Annotated in this window: 16 protein-coding genes and 2 pseudogenes; 13 read left to right on the plus strand and 5 right to left on the minus strand. The window is 37.4% G+C overall.

All coding sequences use genetic code 11. The features are described 5' to 3' along the window. Window positions 1-176 precede the first annotated feature (176 nt). The 10 genes and pseudogenes from AAHI02_RS08895 (at window position 177) to AAHI02_RS08940 (ending at window position 9,970) form a co-directional block, all read left to right on the plus strand. Window positions 177-989, plus strand: coding sequence for a hypothetical protein (locus AAHI02_RS08895; RefSeq protein WP_346986334.1), 813 nt, complete (start codon window positions 177-179; stop codon window positions 987-989). A gap of 166 nt (window positions 990-1,155) precedes the next feature. Beyond that, window positions 1,156-2,559, plus strand: coding sequence for an MFS transporter (locus tag AAHI02_RS08900; RefSeq protein WP_346986335.1), 1,404 nt, complete (start codon window positions 1,156-1,158; stop codon window positions 2,557-2,559). 534 nt (window positions 2,560-3,093) lie between these two features. Next, window positions 3,094-3,969, plus strand: coding sequence for a pirin family protein (locus tag AAHI02_RS08905; RefSeq protein WP_346986603.1), 876 nt, complete (start codon window positions 3,094-3,096; stop codon window positions 3,967-3,969). A gap of 97 nt (window positions 3,970-4,066) precedes the next feature. Next, window positions 4,067-4,969, plus strand: a complete 903-nt coding sequence (locus AAHI02_RS08910) for a pirin family protein (RefSeq protein ID WP_346986336.1) — start codon at window positions 4,067-4,069, stop codon at window positions 4,967-4,969. Between the two features lie 18 nt (window positions 4,970-4,987). Then, window positions 4,988-5,522, plus strand: a pseudogene (locus AAHI02_RS08915) (NAD(P)H-dependent oxidoreductase). Window positions 5,523-5,532: 10 nt separating this feature from the next. Beyond that, entirely contained in the window at window positions 5,533-5,931 is a 399-nt protein-coding gene (locus AAHI02_RS08920; RefSeq protein ID WP_346986337.1) for an OsmC family protein, read from the plus strand. Between the two features lies 1 nt (window position 5,932). Then, the gene (locus AAHI02_RS08925) at window positions 5,933-6,226 is read left to right on the plus strand and encodes a GNAT family N-acetyltransferase (protein ID WP_346986338.1); all 294 of its coding nucleotides are present in this window, start codon (window positions 5,933-5,935) and stop codon (window positions 6,224-6,226) included. A gap of 156 nt (window positions 6,227-6,382) precedes the next feature. After that, window positions 6,383-7,822, plus strand: coding sequence for a sodium:solute symporter (locus AAHI02_RS08930; RefSeq protein WP_346986339.1), 1,440 nt, complete (start codon window positions 6,383-6,385; stop codon window positions 7,820-7,822). Between the two features lie 252 nt (window positions 7,823-8,074). Continuing rightward, window positions 8,075-8,927, plus strand: a pseudogene (locus tag AAHI02_RS08935) (transketolase). Between the two features lie 98 nt (window positions 8,928-9,025). Continuing rightward, window positions 9,026-9,970, plus strand: coding sequence for a transketolase family protein (locus AAHI02_RS08940; RefSeq protein WP_346986340.1), 945 nt, complete (start codon window positions 9,026-9,028; stop codon window positions 9,968-9,970). Between the two features lie 170 nt (window positions 9,971-10,140). Here the strand turns inward: AAHI02_RS08940 and AAHI02_RS08945 are convergent, their stop codons facing one another. The 4 genes from AAHI02_RS08945 to AAHI02_RS08960 all read right to left on the minus strand — a co-directional run bounded on the left by AAHI02_RS08945 (window position 10,141) and on the right by AAHI02_RS08960 (window position 15,989). Further along, window positions 10,141-10,518, minus strand: coding sequence for a hypothetical protein (locus AAHI02_RS08945; protein WP_346986341.1), 378 nt, complete (start codon window positions 10,516-10,518; stop codon window positions 10,141-10,143). A 68-nt stretch (window positions 10,519-10,586) separates the two neighbouring features. Then, window positions 10,587-11,057: an AsnC family transcriptional regulator gene (locus AAHI02_RS08950; protein ID WP_042723244.1), complete on the minus strand. Its 471-nt coding sequence runs from the start codon at window positions 11,055-11,057 to the stop codon at window positions 10,587-10,589. A 134-nt stretch (window positions 11,058-11,191) separates the two neighbouring features. Continuing rightward, window positions 11,192-12,457 (minus strand): translocation/assembly module TamB domain-containing protein, encoded by a 1,266-nt coding sequence (locus AAHI02_RS08955; protein WP_346986342.1) that lies wholly within the window; start codon window positions 12,455-12,457, stop codon window positions 11,192-11,194. Next, window positions 12,408-15,989 carry a translocation/assembly module TamB gene (locus AAHI02_RS08960; RefSeq protein ID WP_346986343.1) on the minus strand — a complete coding sequence of 1,194 codons (3,582 nt, stop codon included), beginning with the start codon at window positions 15,987-15,989 and terminating at the stop codon, window positions 12,408-12,410. The genes AAHI02_RS08955 and AAHI02_RS08960 overlap by 50 nt, the downstream gene beginning before the upstream one ends. Before the next feature lie 4 nt (window positions 15,990-15,993). On the opposite strand from AAHI02_RS08960, the gene tsaD reads away from it, so the two are divergent. From tsaD to AAHI02_RS08975, 3 genes are read left to right on the plus strand one after another with little or no spacing between them, the layout of a single operon-like run. After that, complete coding sequence (tsaD, locus tag AAHI02_RS08965; RefSeq protein WP_346986344.1) at window positions 15,994-17,010, plus strand: tRNA (adenosine(37)-N6)-threonylcarbamoyltransferase complex transferase subunit TsaD; 1,017 nt, start codon at window positions 15,994-15,996, stop codon at window positions 17,008-17,010. After that, the gene (locus tag AAHI02_RS08970; protein WP_346986345.1) at window positions 17,007-17,402 is read left to right on the plus strand and encodes a hypothetical protein; all 396 of its coding nucleotides are present in this window, start codon (window positions 17,007-17,009) and stop codon (window positions 17,400-17,402) included. Before tsaD ends, AAHI02_RS08970 begins: the two co-directional genes overlap by 4 nt. Further along, window positions 17,399-18,097 carry an RsmE family RNA methyltransferase gene (locus AAHI02_RS08975; RefSeq protein WP_346986346.1) on the plus strand — a complete coding sequence of 233 codons (699 nt, stop codon included), beginning with the start codon at window positions 17,399-17,401 and terminating at the stop codon, window positions 18,095-18,097. Before AAHI02_RS08970 ends, AAHI02_RS08975 begins: the two co-directional genes overlap by 4 nt. A gap of 15 nt (window positions 18,098-18,112) precedes the next feature. Here the strand turns inward: AAHI02_RS08975 and AAHI02_RS08980 are convergent, their stop codons facing one another. Then, window positions 18,113-18,793 (minus strand): RNA methyltransferase, encoded by a 681-nt coding sequence (locus AAHI02_RS08980; RefSeq protein ID WP_346986347.1) that lies wholly within the window; start codon window positions 18,791-18,793, stop codon window positions 18,113-18,115. Window positions 18,794-18,803 lie beyond the last annotated feature (10 nt).

Here is an 18,803-nt window from a genome sequence, read left to right on the forward strand (position 1 = left end):
TCAATCATAAATTGTATTCATTTTCTATGGCTAAATTTTAAAATTTATCAATCCTGTAGCAATACAGGATTTTCTTTTGAATAAACCTTAATAATATTGTCAGAATTTAACCGTTAATCAAAAATATTATCTAATAAATAATTATATTTGGAAAACGAAAAATCAATTATAAAAAAATGAGAAGAAACATTACTCTCTTATTTGCTTTATTATCCATGACTTTGGCTTTCGGGCAGGGAAAATATGGTAAATATCTTAGCTCCAAAAAACTTGCAATGGTGTATAAAAGTGTGAAGGATGCCGATAAAGACGACTTTTATCAACAATACTATTGGCTGGTAAAAGCTGAGCAGCTAAAAACATATCCTCACCTGAAAGATATAAAACCTAAAGTTTTATACGAATTTGTAAAGAAAGTAAACCCTCAGAATCCTACTAAAAAACTGGATGTAAGAGGAAAAGAGCTAAGAGAAACAGCAGAATTATCTTTGAATCAATACTTCAAAAATAAAAATCTTGAGAACAATTCTGTTCTGATGTATAATCTTGAAACTTACGTAGACCCGTCAAAAGGACAGTATTACACAAAAGTTGATGCTGAAAAAATCAAAGAACTGGTACCGAAAGAACTTTTCGCCTTCAATTCCACCAACAGAAATACGGGCGAAGACAAAACTTATTATCTGTGGATCGACAAGAAGAAAGACGACTTCAATATTGTAGATATTATTCCTGAAGAAAAAGAAAACAAAGCTTTCTACGCAAGGTTAAAGCAGTATCTTCCGAGCTACAAATTCTCAAAATATGTTCCTTCCGTAAAAAAAGGAACCAAAACAGACAGAACTGATGCAGACTACTACTACATCATGCCGTTTGAGCAAAACACAGACAACATTGAATATAAAACAAAAGATTTCAAAACCTTCGAGTTGAGCCAGTACAGAAAAGCCGGCGACGAATGGAAAGGCGTTGAAAAACCCAGAAAATAATATGAAGGTCCTGCATTTGCAGGACTTTTTTTATTAATCAAAAAATATAATAACCTAACCAAATTTTTAAATTAAAATATCTAAAGGAACAAATATTGCTTTCAAATAACATTATCTATTCTTGAACTAAACAAACCTGGAACGTTGATTTCCAGTAATCAGAAAAATGTCAGATGTAATTTCACAACCCAATTCGATAAAAAAAATACTTCCCCTGATCCTGGCAACCGCGATCTTTATGCAGATGCTGGATTCTACCATTCTCAACACTTCCCTTCCGGCGATTGCACGCGATCTTAAAGAATCACCACTCAATATGCAGAATGCCATTATCAGTTATGTTTTAACCTTAGCAGTCTTCATGCCAGCCAGCGGATTCCTGGCAGACAGGTTCGGAACAAAAAAAGTTTTTATCGCATCAATCGTATTATTCAGTCTGGGATCTCTATTTTGTGCGATTTCGCAAAACCTTACCCACCTTGTTATTTCAAGGGTTGTTCAGGGTATCGGAGGCAGTCTGATGACTCCTGTCGGTAAATTGGCACTTATAAAAACATTTGATAAAAATGAATTGCTTAAAGCGATGAACTTCGCCATTATTCCTGCATTGATAGGTCCTGTTCTCGGCCCGTTGGTTGGAGGCTATATGGTTGATTATCTCTCCTGGCACTGGATTTTCCTTATCAATATCCCGATCGGAATTCTAGGAATAACTTTAGGCCTGAAATTCATGCCCAATTATAAATCTGCGGATGTTGATTTTGACCTGAAGGGCTTCCTTATTTTCGCAGCAGCCTCCCTTCTGTTGTCGATTTCCCTGGAACTTTTTGGAGACCTTCAAAACACAACACCTGTCTTAGTGGTTTTCATTCTAGGGTTTCTTTTTATGTATTATTATTACCGCCATGCAAAAAAAGATGAAAGTCCGATTTTCCCTCTAAATTTATTTCAGGTAAGAACTTTTCGGGTGGGGATTGTAGGAAACCTGGCAACAAGATTAGGAATCAGCTCCGTTCCGTTGCTGCTGCCACTGATGATTCAGATCGCCTATAAACAATCGGCCGTTACGTCAGGATGGATTATTGCGCCTATGGCCCTTACAGCCATCTTCGGAAAATCGTATGTCATTAAAATTTTAAATAAGTTCGGTTACCGCCAGACTCTTATGATCAATACATTTATTATAGGAACTCTGATCTGTTTATTGGCTATTCCGGACATCAATACTTCACTCTATTGGTTTGTGCCGATCATTGCTGTATTAGGATTTTTCAATTCAATTCAGTTTACTTCCATGAATACGATTTCTATTGCAGACCTGCGGAATTTCCAGACCAGCAGCGGAAACTCTCTTCTTTCCGTCAACCAGCAATTGGCCATCGGATTTGGTATTGCATTCGGATTAATCGTTTTAAAGATTTTTGAAAATACCGATCTTATTCATGGTGAAACGCACAATGCATTCCGCTATACTTTTCTCACCATTGGTATCCTCACCATTATTTCAGGATTTGTTTTTCGCAGACTCCATATTTCGGACGGAAAAAATATGAAATCAAAGGAGGATTAATATATTCTTCCTCACCCTAAATCCCTCTCCTGAGGAGAGGGACTTCCAGCCGCAAAAAAAGGATTTCCACTGCAATCCGTGCTAGAATCTCTGTAATCACCAAACCTGAACGTCTTGTTCTATATATTCTCAAGGCGTGACAAAACCAATCATTTATCAGGCAAGCTTTCTCAGCCTGAGAAATCGTGAACTCATTTTCGGGCACACTGTCTCAGGCTGAGAATGGGTAAACCAGTTTTAGGAGAAGCTTTCTCAGCCTGAGACGGCCCCAACCAATTTCGTGGGAAGGTTTCTCAGACCGAGAAAAGGCAAACCAATATTATTCTACAATCTCAATATATAATGTCAATTCTTTTTACTGTTGATCCCATTCATTTTAAAGCTAAAAATCCACTCATCTTAAAATCTTATTTCATTTTTGTTTCATTTTACAGCAATTATTTAACAACTAATAAAGCCGAACCCGATATTACCACAGATCAATGCATCAGATCTTTACCTGACTTACCTTTGTTCCATAATACCAACAATATTATGACAACCAAAACAGTAGAAAAGATAATATCTCCGAAACCTGCTCATTTTGTGGGTGATGGTTTCAGAGTTCATAATTTCATTCCGGGAATTCCGGGGATGGATATGAAAAGAATGGATCCTTTCATTATGCTTGACTACAATTCAAAATTTCATTTCAACGGTACAGATCAGCCCCGTGGCGTAGGTGTACATCCTCACAGAGGTTTTGAAACCGTTACGATAGCGTATAAAGGAAAAGTTCAGCATCATGACAGCGCAGGAGGCGGCGGAATTATCGGAGAGGGAGATGTACAGTGGATGACTGCAGCAAAAGGAGTACTCCATAAAGAATATCACGAGAAAAAATGGGCGAAAACAGGAGGAATTTTTCAGATGGTGCAACTTTGGGTGAACCTTCCTGCTGTATATAAAATGAGCTGCCCGAAATACCAGTCTATCCCGAATACCGATATGACAAAAGTTGACCTTGGCAATAATGGGTTTGTTGAAATTATTGCAGGAATACACAATGATCAGAAAGGTCCGGCTTTTACCTTCAGCCCTGTTCATGTAATGAATGCAAAACTTAACAAACACGGAAAAGCGGAATTTAATTTCCCGGCTGACTACAATACGGCTGCTCTGGTGATCGAAGGAAGCATTACGGTGAACGGCAGTGAAAAAGCTCCTGTCAATCATTTAGTCTTATTTAAAAATGAAGGAGAAACGTTTACAATTGAGGCTCAGGAAGACAGCATTATCCTTATTATCAGCGGTATGCCTTTGAATGAGCCGATCCATGCCCATGGGCCTTTTGTGATGAATTCAAGAGATGAAATCATGCAGACTTTCGAGGATTATAATCTGGGAAGATTCGGCTATTTACCGGATTAATTTAACCTAAAACCAAAATCCATTTATTATTTTCCTTATTTTTATGGAAAATGTTATTGAGTTTCTCATTAACAGCCTAATTAAAAATTAATTGATCATGTCAAATATCGGACTTATTATAGAAGAAAAATCAGCTGACATCGGCAACTTCCTGGTGGGGAGACTTTTGCCTTTCCGTGAGAAAAGAGCGGTAGGCCCTTTTGTTTTTATCGACCACATGGGACCTGCTGACCTTAAAGATTACCAGAATCTTGAGGTTCCGCCACATCCGCATATCGGACTTTCTACTTTAACTTATCTGCTGGAAGGTTCCATATTTCACAGAGACAGCCTGGGAAGTGCGCTGGAAATAAAACCGGGAGCCGTGAATTGGATGACCGCAGGCAAAGGTGTCGTGCATTCCGAAAGAACACCGGAATACCTTAGACATTCTGACAAAAGACTTCACGGTTTCCAGATCTGGGTAGGTCTTCCTAAACATCTTGAACAGTCGGAGCCTACATTTCATCACATCGAAGCTGAAGAAATTCCGGTTTGGGAAGAAGATGGCATTCAATACAAACTGATTGCAGGAGAAGCTTTCGGCAGAAAATCACCGGTTCCCGTTCACAGCAAATTATTCTTTATTGAAATTAAAACAAAAGATGTCCAAAAGATCAGCATCGGAAAAGATCTTTACGGAGAAGCCGCAATGTATGTGCTGGATGGAACGGTAACGACAGACGGAAATTCTTACGGCTCCAAGCAGCTCATGATTGCAAAAGACACCAAGCTTTGCGAGTTTGACATGAGCGAAAACGGAACCGTTTATCTTTTCGGAGGTGAGCCTTTTGACGAAGAACGCTTTATATTCTGGAATTTTGTAAATTCAGACCGAGAACTGATTGAGCAGGCCAAAGTAAATTGGAATGATCAGAATCACGAAGCTTTTCCTCTTGTTCCGGGAGATGAAGAAGAATACGTACCGCTTCCAAAAGCAATTTTAAACAGAAAACCTTAGGAAGAAATATTATAAACTATGAAAATATTAGCATTTGCAGGAAGTACTTCTTCCACTTCCATCAACAGAGAACTGGTAAAGTTTGTTTTAAAAGATTTTCAGAATGAGGAGATTAATTTAATTGATTTAAATGATTTCGACATGCCTGTATTTTCTGTAGACCGCGAAAAGAAAGGGTTTCCTGATGAGGCTCATCATTTTTTGAAAGTGATTGAAGACTGCGACATAATTATCTGCTCACTTGCTGAACACAACAGGTCTTACAGTGCTGCATTTAAAAACGTTTTCGACTGGGCTTCCAGAATTAATGTAAAAGTCTTCCAGAATAAGCCGATGTTCCTGATGTCAACTTCCCCGGGTGGATATGGAGGGGGGAAACGTCATGAATACGGCAAAAACATTCTTCCCGCAATTCGGGGCTGATGTAAAAGAAACCTTTTCACTGCCTAAGTTCTATGAGAACTTTGATCTGGAAGCTGGTGTTATCAATCCTGAAATGCTAAAGGATTTAAAAAATAAAATAGAAAGCTTTAAAGCTCAGGTCAACCAATAAAACCAAAATCATGTCTATCATCGTAAAAGCAAGTTTAGGCAAAGAGAAATATTATACCGAAGTTATCGCCGGTGAAAACACTCTGATCACCGATGAACCGGTAGATAAAGGCGGAGGAAACAAAGGCTTCAATCCTTTTGAAATTCTGGCAACTTCGCTGGCAAGCTGTACGGCTGCCACCCTAAGAATGTATATTGACAGAAAAGAATGGGATATAGAAACCATCAATGTAGAAGTTGAACTTGAGAACTTTCCTTTAACCAAAAGAGCGATTTTTAAAAGAGATATTACTTTTGAAGGCACAATTCTTGACGAGGAACAGATAAAAAGGCTGCGTACGATAGCAGATGCCTGCCCTATTCATAAAATTTTGACTAACGATATCGAAATACTAACCAAATTTTCATAATATGATTGAAGTAAAGCAGAACAACAACGAGAAAAACGGAAATTTTGAAGCATTTATAGATGGAAACCACGCAGGTCTTATGACTTATACTTGGGCTGGAGAAGAAAGATTCATCATCGATCATACTGAAGTGGAAGAAGACTACAACGGTAAAGGCGTTGGCAAAGAAATGCTTCTGGCTGCGGTAGACTTTGCAAGAAAAAACAGCAAAACCATTATCCCGCTGTGTCCTTTTGCAAAAGCTACTTTCCAGAAGGATGAAGAAATTCAGGACGTGCTGGTGAATAAGGTGTAACGAGACTAAGGTTGAGATAAAGCTAAGCATGAAACTGTAAGAGAACAATATTCCGCTACCTTTACCTTTACCTTTACCTTTCAACCCCGGAAGGTTTTTATTTTTTTAGACAGAAGAGAAAAAACTATATTTGCTAAAATTTAAATTTAGCAGAACATGTCTCCGATTATATTATTATCTATTATCATTGTCTATTTCGCACTGCTGCTTTGGGTAGCCTACAAAACCGGAAAAGGAAGTGATAATGAGAGTTTCTTCATCGGAAACCGAAAAAGTAATTGGATGCTGGTCGCGTTTGGTATGATCGGAACATCTCTCTCCGGTGTTACTTTCGTGAGCGTTCCGGGAGCCGTAGGAAATGATAAATTTTCCTATTTACAGATCACATTGGGATATCTGATCGGCTATATTGTGATTGCATATGTTCTTCTGCCTTTATATTACAGGCTTAAGCTGACTTCTATTTATGGATACCTTCAGCAAAGGATGGGACAGCTTTCATATAAATCGGGTGCGTGGATTTTTATTGTTTCAAGACTGGTGGGTGCTACAGCGAGATTATATCTTGTGGTTAATATTTTACAACTCGCCATCCTGGATAGTCTCGGGATTCCTTTTATTGTTACGACTTTAATTATTCTGGCGATGATCATTCTTTATACCTATGAAGGCGGTGTAAAAACAATTGTCTGGACCGATACATTACAAACTTCATGTATGCTACTGGGATTGATCATCTGCACGGTATATATGTTAAATCACCTCGGTTTGAGTCTCGGTGACAGCTTTACCGCCATGAATGAAAAAGGATACACGAAAATTTTTGATTTTGATCCTAATCAGAAAAGTTTTTTCATTAAACAAATCCTTGCAGGAGCTTTTATTACGATCACCATGACAGGTATTGACCAAGAGATGATGCAGAAAAGTCTTTCGGTAACCCGACTGAAAGATTCCCAGAAAAATATGGTTACCCTCGGATTTATTCTGTTGGGTGTTATTTCATTATTCCTTTATATGGGAGGACTTTTACATCTTTACGGTGCGCAGGAAAGTGTTTCCAGTGCGGGTGACCAGCTGTTTCCGGATATTGCTTTAAATCATATGCCGCCGTTTATCTCAATTATTTTTATCATTGCATTAATTTCAGCTTTATTTCCAAGTGCAGACGGTGCAATGACAGCGCTTACTTCATCTCTATGTATTGATATTTTCGGAATGAGAGAAAAAACGCAATGGGATGACGGAAAAAAGGAAAAATTCAGAAAAAATATTCACCTTTTGGTTGCGTTATCTTTTTTAATAATGGTGATTATTTTTAAAGTCATTAATGATAATTCGATGATCGGATTAATCCTTAAGCTGGCAGGATTTACTTACGGACCACTTTTAGGTTTATTTGCATTCGGAATTTTCACAAAATATAAGGTAAAGGACAAGCTGGTTCCTTTTGTATGTATTGCAGCTCCGTTGATTTCTTTCTTTATCGATAAATATCAGGAAACACTTTTTGGAGAATTTAAAATAGGACTGGAACTGTTAATTATTAATGGTTTGCTAACTTTTGTCGGGCTTTGGCTGATCAGGAAAAAATAATTTACGTTTTATACAGATTTATTATATTTTACTTATCATTTCCAAATGAAAAATATGGCAATGATAAAAATCTGATTACATTTAAATCATGCTTCATCAGATTATTAAATACAAAATCAATTTACTTTAAAATTAAAAACACTTATCATACAAAATACGTTAAAAGATTCAGATCCGGACACAAATCCGGTTTGTTACATTTCCATAAGCCACTAAAAAATTGTAGATTTGTGTGCATATAAATTCTAAGCAATGAGTAAAAGCATCGAAGAGTTGAAATCTCTTACTACGCAAATCAGAAGAGACATTTTAAGAATGGTTCACGCTGTGAATTCCGGTCACCCAGGTGGAAGTTTAGGTTGTACTGAATTCTTTACAGCTCTTTACGGAAAGGTAATGAACTATAAACTTCCTTTCACCATGGAAGGTAAAAATGAAGATCATTTCTATCTTTCGAACGGACATATATCTCCAGTATTCTATTCTACTTTGGCCAGGTTCGGATTTTTCCCGGTAGATGAATTGAAAACTTTCAGAAAATTAGATTCCAGATTACAGGGTCACCCGACGACTCACGAAGGACTTCCGGGCATCAGAGTGGCTTCGGGATCTTTAGGTCAAGGGCTTTCGGTCGCTTTAGGTGTAGCTCAAGCCAAAAAATTAGACGGAGATAAATCTTTCGTATATACTTTACAGGGAGACGGCGAATTGCAGGAAGGTCAGAATTGGGAGGCTTTCATGTATGCTGCTTCCAAAAAAGGTCGACAATATCATTTCTACAATAGATTACAACGGACAGCAAATTGACGGAAGTACAGACAATGTACTTTCTTTAGGAAATCTTCATGCAAAGCTTGAGGCTTTCGGATGGACAGTGCTGGAAGAGAAAAACGGTAATGATCTTGAAGCAGTAATTGCGATCCTTGAAAAGGCAAAAACTGAAACAGGAAAAGAAAAACCGGTTGCTATTATCCTTCATACCCAAATGGGAAATGGTGTAGACTTTATGATGGGATCTCACGCTTGGCACGGAAAAGCGCCTAATGATGAGCAACTTGAAACAGCCTTCAAACAATTGTATTTAGAAGCTCCTGCTGATTATTAATTATAAATGATAAATTATTAACGATAAATGATGATCCTAGATCTTTAAAAGATCATTGTTCAACTGTCATTTATCAATTATCAAAAACTTTAAGTAAAATGAAATTTACATATACAGAAAAAAAAGATACCCGTTCAGGATTCGGAGCCGGACTTGCTGAACTTGCAGATACTCATCCAAATGTTGTAGCACTTTGTGCGGACCTTATCGGATCTTTAAAAATGGAGAAGTTCATTGAAAAAGCTCCGGAAAGATTCTTCCAGGTGGGAATCGCGGAAGCGAATATGATGGGCCTTGCTGCAGGATTGAGCATTACCGGAAAAATTCCTTTTACAGGAACTTTCGCTAACTTTTCTACCTCCAGAGTGTATGATCAGATCCGTCAGTCAATTGCTTATTCCAATAAAAATGTTAAAATCTGCGCATCTCACGCAGGTCTTACTTTAGGAGAGGATGGCGCTACTCACCAGGTTCTGGAAGACATCGGTATGATGAAAATGCTTCCGGGAATGACGGTAATCAACCCTTGTGATTACAACCAGACAAAAGCTGCAACGTTGGCAATCGCTGATTTTGAAGGTCCTGTTTACTTAAGATTCGGAAGACCTGTAGTTCCTGTTTTCATTCCGGAAGATATGCCATTTGAGATCGGAAAAGGAATTATGCTACAAGAAGGAACTGATGTAACAATCGTTGCAACAGGTCATCTGGTTTGGGAATCCTTAATTGCTGCAGATGAGCTTGAAAAAGAAGGCATCTCTTGTGAAGTGATCAACATCCACACTATTAAACCTCTTGACGAAGAAATCATCTTAAAATCGGTTGAAAAAACAGGAAAAATCGTAACGGCTGAAGAGCACAACTATCTTGGAGGTCTTGGAGAATCTATTGCGGGAATGCTTGCAAGAAAAAGACCAACAAGACAGGAATTTGTTGCAGTAAATGATACATTCGGAGAATCTGCAACGCCTGCCGAGCTTATGAAGAAATATAAAATTGATTCAACGGCTGTAAAAGAAGCGGTGAAAAGAATTTTAGCTTAATCAAATAAGAATAAAATATATTTAAGTCCTCATTTTGGGGACTTTTTTTTGTTAGTTTTTAAGTAAACTAAATGTAAGTTTCGGCTAAAGCCTTATATATTGAAAACAAGAAAGCGGACTGAAGTCCGCTCCTATTCATATTATTAAAACTTTTTTTTATCTTTAAAAAATTACCTGAAAAACTTCCACTTCGGAATAATTGCCAGCATTCCGAAACCTGTAAAGAGGAAAAGATTGGTGACATCTGTGTAAAGAAAAGTCGACAAGTAATAGTTATGCATGAAGAAATGCAGAACGAGTAGCGCAGGAAAGGCAAAGATGCCTATTTTACGGTAGAAAAACATTAAAACAAGACTTACTGCCATCAATGCATCTACGGCAAAAATTACAAAGAAATACCATCTCGGAATATGAAGATATTCGTGCTGTAAATACTCATCAAGATCAATCCCGAATCCCATAAAGGTAAAAAGCATTAACGCTGCAAAAGCTAGAATAAATCCCCATCCTTTCTTCGGATCTTCGTCAAAATAGCTATATTCTTCCATAGGTACAAAAATAAAGAACTTATGAGAGATTTCATAAGTTCTTTTATATAATTCGTTTAAAATTTGAATTAGATAGAGATAGCGTTGATCAATCTGTTCTTGTCACTTAAGTATTCTTCCATAGAAATCATACTTTCAGTTCTCATTACATCCTGAATATCATCTATCTGATAGATAATTCTTTTGGCATCTTCTGTATTTTTGGCTCTTACTTTACAGAAAATATTATATTTCCCTGAAATTACACTCGCCTCAATTACATTAGGAATACTTGTAAGTTCTTTCAAAACTTCCTGAGTTCTGTTGGATTTTGTTAAAAGAATTCCGATAAAAGCCGTGAAATGATAGTCTAGCTTTCCGTAATCGATGTTAAGAGATGATCCCAAAATAATACCTGCATCCTCCATCTTTTTCACTCTTACGTGAATTGTACCAGCGGAAACATCCATCTGCTTTGCAATTTCAGTAAAAGGCATTCTTGTGTTTTCTACTAAGAAATCAAGAATTTTCTTGTCTATTTCGTCCAGTTGATAGTTCATATTAGTTAAATTACAATTTTCTTAAAAAAACAATGTATTTTTTGCAAATTTATAAAAAATAATTTAACTAAAAAATTTATATCAAATATTAACAATAATTAACACATATGATAAAAATCATTATAAATTTGAGATTATTTTGCATTTGATTTTGTAGAATCTGTTTTTATCTGAGCTTTATCCTCAGCTGCTTTTTTATCTTTTTTCTTCTTTTTGAATAAAGAATTAAAGCTCTTACTCCAAACAATACCTCCTCCATAGGCTTGATTAGCAGTTCCATTAGATCCTGCACCATTAATAACTCCAATATTTGAAGGCTTAGAATACCCTCTTAAGATAAGACTCCCATCATTTTTCTTCGATATATCATACTCAATAGTTCCTTCTCCGGAGAGATAATTGGTTTCTGTATTCTCTGTTTTCGTAAGAGGAATTCCCAACCCTGTTTTTACTTTAATTCTCGGTGAAAGGGCAAAACTTACCCCGGCATTGGCACGGTCACCGGTGTTTGAATATTGGTCTCCTTTTACGTAATTAAGGTCAATCTGGAATTCGTTACTCATTGTATTAAGCACTGAACCCAATTGTTTTAACAGCATATTATATCCGGAAGATTCCGCAACGCCTGCTACATCTACGTCTACTCCACCGGTCCTGGAAACATTAAAACTATTTAAAAGCAACACAGACCCGAACTGTAATACTTTTTCCCCTTCCTGACTCATTTTCGCTGCCAGCGTTTCTTTTACCTGGCTGGAAACATCTAATGCCGTGACATCGAGATCAATTTTCGGGTCAACGAGAGATTGTGTAATATTAGCCTGAAGCAAAATACTGATAGGCTGCAGACTTCCCATATTCAGGTATTCTCCAGCGTTGGAAACCATTCTTACATAGTTTGCCGTAATATCCAGCGCGGGTTTCATGGCATCGCCATCCCATCGGATGCTGCTTCCTTTTTCGATCTGGAAAGTTTTATTTAGAATAGCTTTGGAAACAAAAGTTCCGTTTTCTACCTTATAAGTTCCGTTCATGGCTATATTACCCTGTCTGCTCATCTGGAAACGCAGCTTTTCTGCAGCTCCTTTTACGGTAATATTTCCCACATCATCGCCAATGAGTACATTTACGGTAGTTCCTTTATCTACATCAAGGGCAAAATCAATATTCATATTGGCACCGGATTTCTTCTTATCTTCAAGTGTCACGAGACCGTCCTTTCCTTCTTTAAGAAACCTCAACATTTTAAACTCTTCCACATTAGACGTCGAGCTAGAATTGAAAGTGAAGGTACTTCCACTAAGCGCTTTCATATTAGGAGTAGAAAGACTTAAGCCCGAAACCGGACCGTCAACGTACAAATCCCCCCTGTCCGTACACTCTTCCCCAGAAAAGATCATAATCCTTTTGAGTTGTATTTAAAACCAATAAGTTATCTGCTCTCATAACGAGGTTGACCCCCATTGAAGAAAGAGTTTCAAACTGGATCGCCCCTGAAATATTTCCTTTCGAATTTGTTCTTCCATCATGAACTTCAATATTATTGAGAATGGCCAGACCTTTAGTCAACGGAATGACCGTATCATCAAATGAATAATCTACACCGGTAAATAAAAGTTTAAGTCCAAATCCTTTCAAGGCGATATCTCCGCTGTAATCCAAATCGCTGAATTTTCCGCTGATTTTCAAATCTCCGGTCGCTTTACCTCGTAAATTACCAAAAACAGTAGTCACAAACTGTTGGGCAAACGCTATATCAAAATCCCTCATTTCAGCTGTAAGGTCTATGACAGGTGACGAAGCGTTATTGTTCACGGTTCCTGTTACATGGAGGCTATTGTTTCCGATAACGCCGGCGGAATTTACTTTAATGTCAATATCATATACATTTAAAGAGAATCCATTGGTTGCAGAAATCGTGATATCACCCATATCATTTCCATTCATCATGATATCGTCGATCGTCATATCCACTAATGGCTGAAGCGTACTTTTATCCATCCTTATTTTCACGCTACCATTGGCTAAGCCCTTTATATTCAATGAATTTCCGCCGGGCTGCATTTCCATTACCTTTTCTATGGCAAAATCATTGACTTCAGCATCAAGATAGAAGTCTTTTGCAGATTTAAACTGTGCTTCTTTTACAAATAATGCACTTTTATCAGAGTAAATTCTGAGGTTTCTGATATCAAAATCTTTTTCCTTCTTACGGTAAGTAATGGAATGATTTAGCTCCGGACTTGTATCAATAGCCCAAGTCACATCATTGAATTTCACCTCGGTAGGCTCAAAACGGAATACAAAATCACCTCCCGCATTGGTAGACTGATTAATATTGATGGCATATTCTTTCAGATTATCATCCAATTCATCTTCAGGACTTCCGTGTTTGAATTTCGTTGCCAGATGAAGAACTTCGTTGTTTTCATTTCTGCCACTTAATGTAAGATCTTTAATAATGTTTTTATTGTATTGCAATCTGTTGATCTTCGCAAAGATCTGTTCGTCAAGATTGGCAGTATTAATTCTCACCATAACACTGTCTACCATCGCACTGTCTCTGGTGATGTTGTCTCTATCGTTAATGGAATACGCAGGATTCGCGTCTGCTAATGCTTTATCAGCCTCAGTGATTTCCTGCTTTTTCGTCATGATATATTTTAACGAGGTAGCATCCAGGTTTAAAATAAGGTTATTGGAATTCCCATCGTACTGACCTTCAACTTTTGCTCCCTGCGGCAATTTAAGATCAGGAAGGAAATAGCTTATTAAACCCTGCTGAACATCAAAGTTCATGGCAAAGCTCTGTCCTCTGTACATTTTTCTCGGAGCAGGTCCTACAAGAATTTTGTTTAATCCGTTCTCTACCATTCCTGCGAGATCGCCAAGATTATATCTGCCTGAAATTTTTCCATTGGCCGCTCCCGGCGCATCAACATCTATTACACGACCACCGTTTTCGATGAAGGTTTTCAACCTGGCACTTGGAATTGAATATTTTTGGGTCGCCGTAGCGAAATTAATTCCATTGGCTTCAACATCTAAAGTCAGATCATTGATTGATGACATAGCCATTTTGCCGGTTACTCTTCCGCTTAACACTTGTGTTCCGGGAGTATTGGTGAAATAATTCATGTTGAGATAATTAACATCAGCATTCACATTCATCGAAATTCTCGAAGTACTGAAATCAATTAATCCTTTAATATTCGCTTTTGCCTGCTCGTCATTGACGGTGATGAGTCCGTTGTATTTTTTATGATCCAGCAGGCCTTCGAGGTACACATTATTAATCTCCTTATTCATGATCTCAATACTGGTAATTCTGGATTTGGTGGTAAGTTTCATGGTATTCACATCAAAGCTTTGCCCGTTGATATCAAATCTTCCTGAAATTAAACCCACTGATTTATTCTTTGTGATAACTGAAGTATTTAAATCTTTAACATCGGCAATTCCGACATATTTAGGCATGGATGAACTGTAATCCGTCAAAGAAAACTGAGTGATTTTTGCCTGTCCGATTCCTGTCATTAAATTTCCGCTGGCAACATACACCCGATTAGGATTGACGCTTGCTGTTCCGTTGTATTTTAACTTCCCGAAATCATCAGCAAAATTCTTCATTTTTTGGGAAATGAATGTAGGCATCATCGCTTTCAGGTCTTTATAGGTAAAATCTGCAGAAAGATCATTCGTTTCAATTAAAAAATCACCTTTTAACAGCTTATTGACCTTCATTGACTTTGTCGCAATATTCACGTCAGGATTTCTGATCAGGAAATTATTTAGCTTAAAATCATTTAGAGGGCCTGCCATTTTGCCGGAAACATTAAATGGTTTAAAATTATCCCAGTTCGTTACAAAATAACTGATATCGTAGCCGCTCAGCTGGCTTCCCTGAATAAGATTCATCTCCCATTTTACTTTATCGGCAAAATCGGACCATGAACCGTCATCATGAAGATTAAATTTAATATCTCCCTGTAAAAGGGTATGATCTGTATTTAAAGTAAGTTCTTTTAACGCAAGATACTCCGGAGTCATAGAGAGTTCGGTTGAAAAAGTGTCTACGAAATGAGATTTCCCCCACCGGGTCGTCGTAAAAGACATATTGTTAATAATGGCTGAAATATTTCTCCCGTTAACTTTTACGTTAGGTGCTTTAAGATTAAAATTGGTAGCGGTCAGCCATTTTCCGTTTTCTCCCGGAGAATTTAAATTGACAATGGAAACTTTAGAATCAAGAATCTGAAGTCTCGAATCCAGCTGAAAAGGAGGTTTATTGGGATCTCTTTTCTTCCCGCTGTCGAATAATTGTGTGAAGCGGATAAAGTTTGAAATACTGTCACCTTTATACGTAATAACTTTTATATCAGCATTTTTTAACGTCAAAGAATTAAAGCTTAACGAATTATTTTTAGTTATATTTTTAACCAGAGAAAGCCAGTTTGAATTGGCAATAAATTCTTTTGACTGAATAAAATCGTATCCTTTATAGTCTTTGATTTTTAACCCTTTGATCTTTACATTTCCAAAAAAATTGACCTCAACACTTTCAGTTGACATCTGCGCTTTAAAATCCCTGTTCACCACCTGTAACGCCTGGTCGGCAGCCCATTGTTTGGTAACGGGAAGGTTGATAATGATAAAAATCGAAACGACAAGACTGAGTCCGAGCCAGAAAAGAATCAGCAGCAAACGCGCCCACCACGAATAGCTGGTAACGTCTTTTACGGCCTGTTTTCCGAACTCCTCAGCAGTTTCCACAGGATGTTTAATAGCATCAGAGGCAAGCTCAGAAGCCTCTTTTACAGTCTCCTTTACTTTATCACCGGCGTTTTCAACGGCCTTTTGTACCTGATTACCTAGGTTTTCAGCTACCGATTTTTTGTTCTCATTCTCGTTATTATTCTCTAACTTTGCCATTATTATGAGCGACTCTATAATTTTAGGTATTGAATCGTCTTGCGACGACACATCAGCAGCTATCATCAAGGGAAATTCTATTCTGTCGAACATTGCTGCAAATCAGGCGATCCATAAAGAATATGGCGGTGTTGTCCCTGAACTTGCGTCACGTGCTCATCAGCAAAATATCATTCCGGTTGTTGAAAAATCTCTAACTAAAGCAAATATACAACAAAATGCAATTTCCGCGATAGGCTTTACCCGCGGCCCTGGACTTTTAGGATCACTTCTGGTAGGAACTTCCTTTGCTAAGTCTTTGGCAATGAGCCTAGATGTTCCTTTAATTGAAGTAAACCACCTCCAGGCACATATTTTAGCGCATTTCATTGAGGATGCAAATCCTATGCCGCCGAAATTCCCTTTTTTATGCCTTACCGTAAGTGGTGGACACACGATGATCGTCCTGGTGAAGGATTATTTTGACATGGAAATTATCGGAAAAACAACCGACGATGCCGCCGGAGAAGCTTTCGACAAAATCGGAAAAATTTTTGACCTTGATTATCCTGCAGGTCCGATTATAGACAGACTGGCAAAAGAGGGCAATCCCGATGCTTTTAAATTTAATAAGCCAAAACTTGAGAATTACGATTATTCTTTCAGTGGAATCAAAACCTCTGTATTGTATTTCATACAGAAAGAAGTACGAAAGGATCCAGATTTTATTAAAAATAATCTGAATGATCTGTGCGCATCCGTTCAGAAATCAATCATTGAAATCCTGATGAATAAACTGGAAAAAGCGGCAAGAGATTTAGATATCAGTGAAGTTGCCATTGCTGGTGGTGTTTCGGCTAATTCAGCATTAAGAAACGCAATGGAGGATAATCATGAAAAACTCGGCTGGAATATTTACATCCCAAAATTTGAATACACAACCGATAATGCAGCAATGATTGCCATGGTGGCCCAACTCAAATTTGAAAGAGGTGAATTCACGGATTTAAGAACCAGTGCAACAGCGAAATACGATTTATGAAAATCCTTTTAGAAGAAAAAATACTTGGAACACATTCTAAGAAAAATTCAAAATATTATTGGATTTTGGAAACCGTTACAGGAAAAAATGATGCATCAGAAGTTTCTATAGATTATTTCCCATCCTCTTCAGAAAAAGGATATATTCAGGATATAAAAGATGAAATTATAAAAAAGATAAATTCTGAAAATATTTTCAGTTTTTCCTATGAATCCAAGGAAGGAGATTATTTATCTATTAAAAACAACTTAAGAAAACAGGAATATTTAAATCTGATTTTCATCAATAACAATTGGACAGAAGAAATTTTCATCTGCTCTTACCGCGACTGTGATACAGACATTTACACAACAATAAAAACAGGAGTTGCCTTTTTAACGCAAGATATATGAAACTATTCTACGGAGAAATTGAAGGAAATAAAGTTACGATCAGCGACGAAGAACAACAGCATATTGTAAAAGTTCTTCGCATGAAGGAAGGTGAAGCAATTCATGTAACAGACGGAAAAGGAAATCTTGCTTCCGGAAGTCTGATGATTGAAGGCAAAAAAGTGAATCTTGTCGTAGATGAAATTAAAACCGAACTGCCAAATTTCAATCCAAAACTTCATATTGCTATTGCGCCGACAAAAAATATCGACCGTATCGAATTTTTCATTGAAAAAGCAGTGGAAATGGGAATTTCAGAAATCACATTGTTACAGACTGAAAAAACCGAACGTAAAAACGTCAATATTGATAAATTAAGAAAACAGGCGATAGCAGCTTCTAAGCAAAGTTTGAGATTTCATTTTCCCGTCATTAATGACAGTATTAAAATTCAGGATTTTTTAAAAACTATCACTCCCGAAAATACTTTTGTAGCACATTGTCATGAAAATCTCCAAAGAATTGCATTAAAGGAAATTCCGAAGCTAGACCACATTACTTTCCTCATTGGTCCTGAAGGCGATTTTTCTGAAAAGGAAATTATGACGTTGGCTGAACACAATGTAAAAGCGGTTTCCCTGGGAAATCAAAGGTTGAGAACGGAAACTGCAGGAGTTTTTGTTGCAGCGTGGAATTATAATAATATACAATGGTAGAATTAAAGATTTCTCTTATATCAGCCATTCTTCAAGCTGATGATCCTTCAGATATTTACTAAAAATTTCCTGCCCGCTTCGTATGGAATTGACAGCCCATCGAATCTTCATTTTCAGAAGTTTCTCTTCATTAAGTTTATAATTTAGATTAGATTTTATAAGCTTTTGTTTCAGCTCATACATACAGATGGACGCCGCTACCGAAACATTGAAACTTCTGGTAAAACCATACATCGGAATAGCCAGGGTTTCGTCTGCAAAGTCAAGAATTTCCTGGGAAACGCCTTCCATTTCGGTTCCGAAAACCAAGGCAACCGGTTCAGTGATTTGATAGTCGGGAAGCATGGTTGCATTATTCTCCAGTGAAACAGCCAATATTTTATAGCCTCTGTCTTTAATTTTCTGAAAAGACTCCATATTTCTGGGAAGCTTTTCCACCTCAACCCAGGTATCGGCACCTTTTGTAACGCGGAGATTCGGTTCAAAATTGTATTCCTCCTGCAAAGCTACCACTTTATGAAAACCGCAGGCTTCTACGGAACGAACAATAGCAGCAGCGTTCCTGAACTGGTAAATATCTTCTACGACAGGCAGCACAAAATCTGAGCTTTCCTGGGAAAAATGTTCAATTTTTGCCAACCGCTCTTCCGTTAAAAACTGTTTTAAATACTCAAAAGTTTTTGCTAAATCTTCCATTCATTTTCAA

It is taken from the genome of Chryseobacterium sp. POE27, assembly GCF_039727685.1.
In the GTDB taxonomy this organism is placed as follows: Bacteria; Bacteroidota; Bacteroidia; order Flavobacteriales; family Weeksellaceae; genus Chryseobacterium.

Coding starts and splice junctions, on each gene's coding strand:
- AAHI02_RS08900 (WP_346986335.1), top strand. CDS start 1,156: ATGTCAGATGTAATTTCACAACCCAATTCGATAAAAAAAATACTTCCC.
- AAHI02_RS08925 (WP_346986338.1), top strand. CDS start 5,933: ATGATTGAAGTAAAGCAGAACAACAACGAGAAAAACGGAAATTTTGAA.
- AAHI02_RS08895 (WP_346986334.1), top strand. CDS start 177: ATGAGAAGAAACATTACTCTCTTATTTGCTTTATTATCCATGACTTTG.
- AAHI02_RS08970 (WP_346986345.1), top strand. CDS start 17,007: ATGAAAATCCTTTTAGAAGAAAAAATACTTGGAACACATTCTAAGAAA.
- AAHI02_RS08920 (WP_346986337.1), top strand. CDS start 5,533: ATGTCTATCATCGTAAAAGCAAGTTTAGGCAAAGAGAAATATTATACC.
- AAHI02_RS08905 (WP_346986603.1), top strand. CDS start 3,094: ATGACAACCAAAACAGTAGAAAAGATAATATCTCCGAAACCTGCTCAT.
- AAHI02_RS08945 (WP_346986341.1), bottom strand. CDS start 10,518: ATGGAAGAATATAGCTATTTTGACGAAGATCCGAAGAAAGGATGGGGA.
- AAHI02_RS08975 (WP_346986346.1), top strand. CDS start 17,399: ATGAAACTATTCTACGGAGAAATTGAAGGAAATAAAGTTACGATCAGC.
- AAHI02_RS08930 (WP_346986339.1), top strand. CDS start 6,383: ATGTCTCCGATTATATTATTATCTATTATCATTGTCTATTTCGCACTG.
- AAHI02_RS08960 (WP_346986343.1), bottom strand. CDS start 15,989: ATGGCAAAGTTAGAGAATAATAACGAGAATGAGAACAAAAAATCGGTA.
- AAHI02_RS08910 (WP_346986336.1), top strand. CDS start 4,067: ATGTCAAATATCGGACTTATTATAGAAGAAAAATCAGCTGACATCGGC.
- AAHI02_RS08940 (WP_346986340.1), top strand. CDS start 9,026: ATGAAATTTACATATACAGAAAAAAAAGATACCCGTTCAGGATTCGGA.
- AAHI02_RS08955 (WP_346986342.1), bottom strand. CDS start 12,457: ATGATCTTTTCTGGGGAAGAGTGTACGGACAGGGGGGATTTGTACGTT.
- AAHI02_RS08980 (WP_346986347.1), bottom strand. CDS start 18,793: ATGGAAGATTTAGCAAAAACTTTTGAGTATTTAAAACAGTTTTTAACG.
- tsaD (WP_346986344.1), top strand. CDS start 15,994: ATGAGCGACTCTATAATTTTAGGTATTGAATCGTCTTGCGACGACACA.
- AAHI02_RS08950 (WP_042723244.1), bottom strand. CDS start 11,057: ATGAACTATCAACTGGACGAAATAGACAAGAAAATTCTTGATTTCTTA.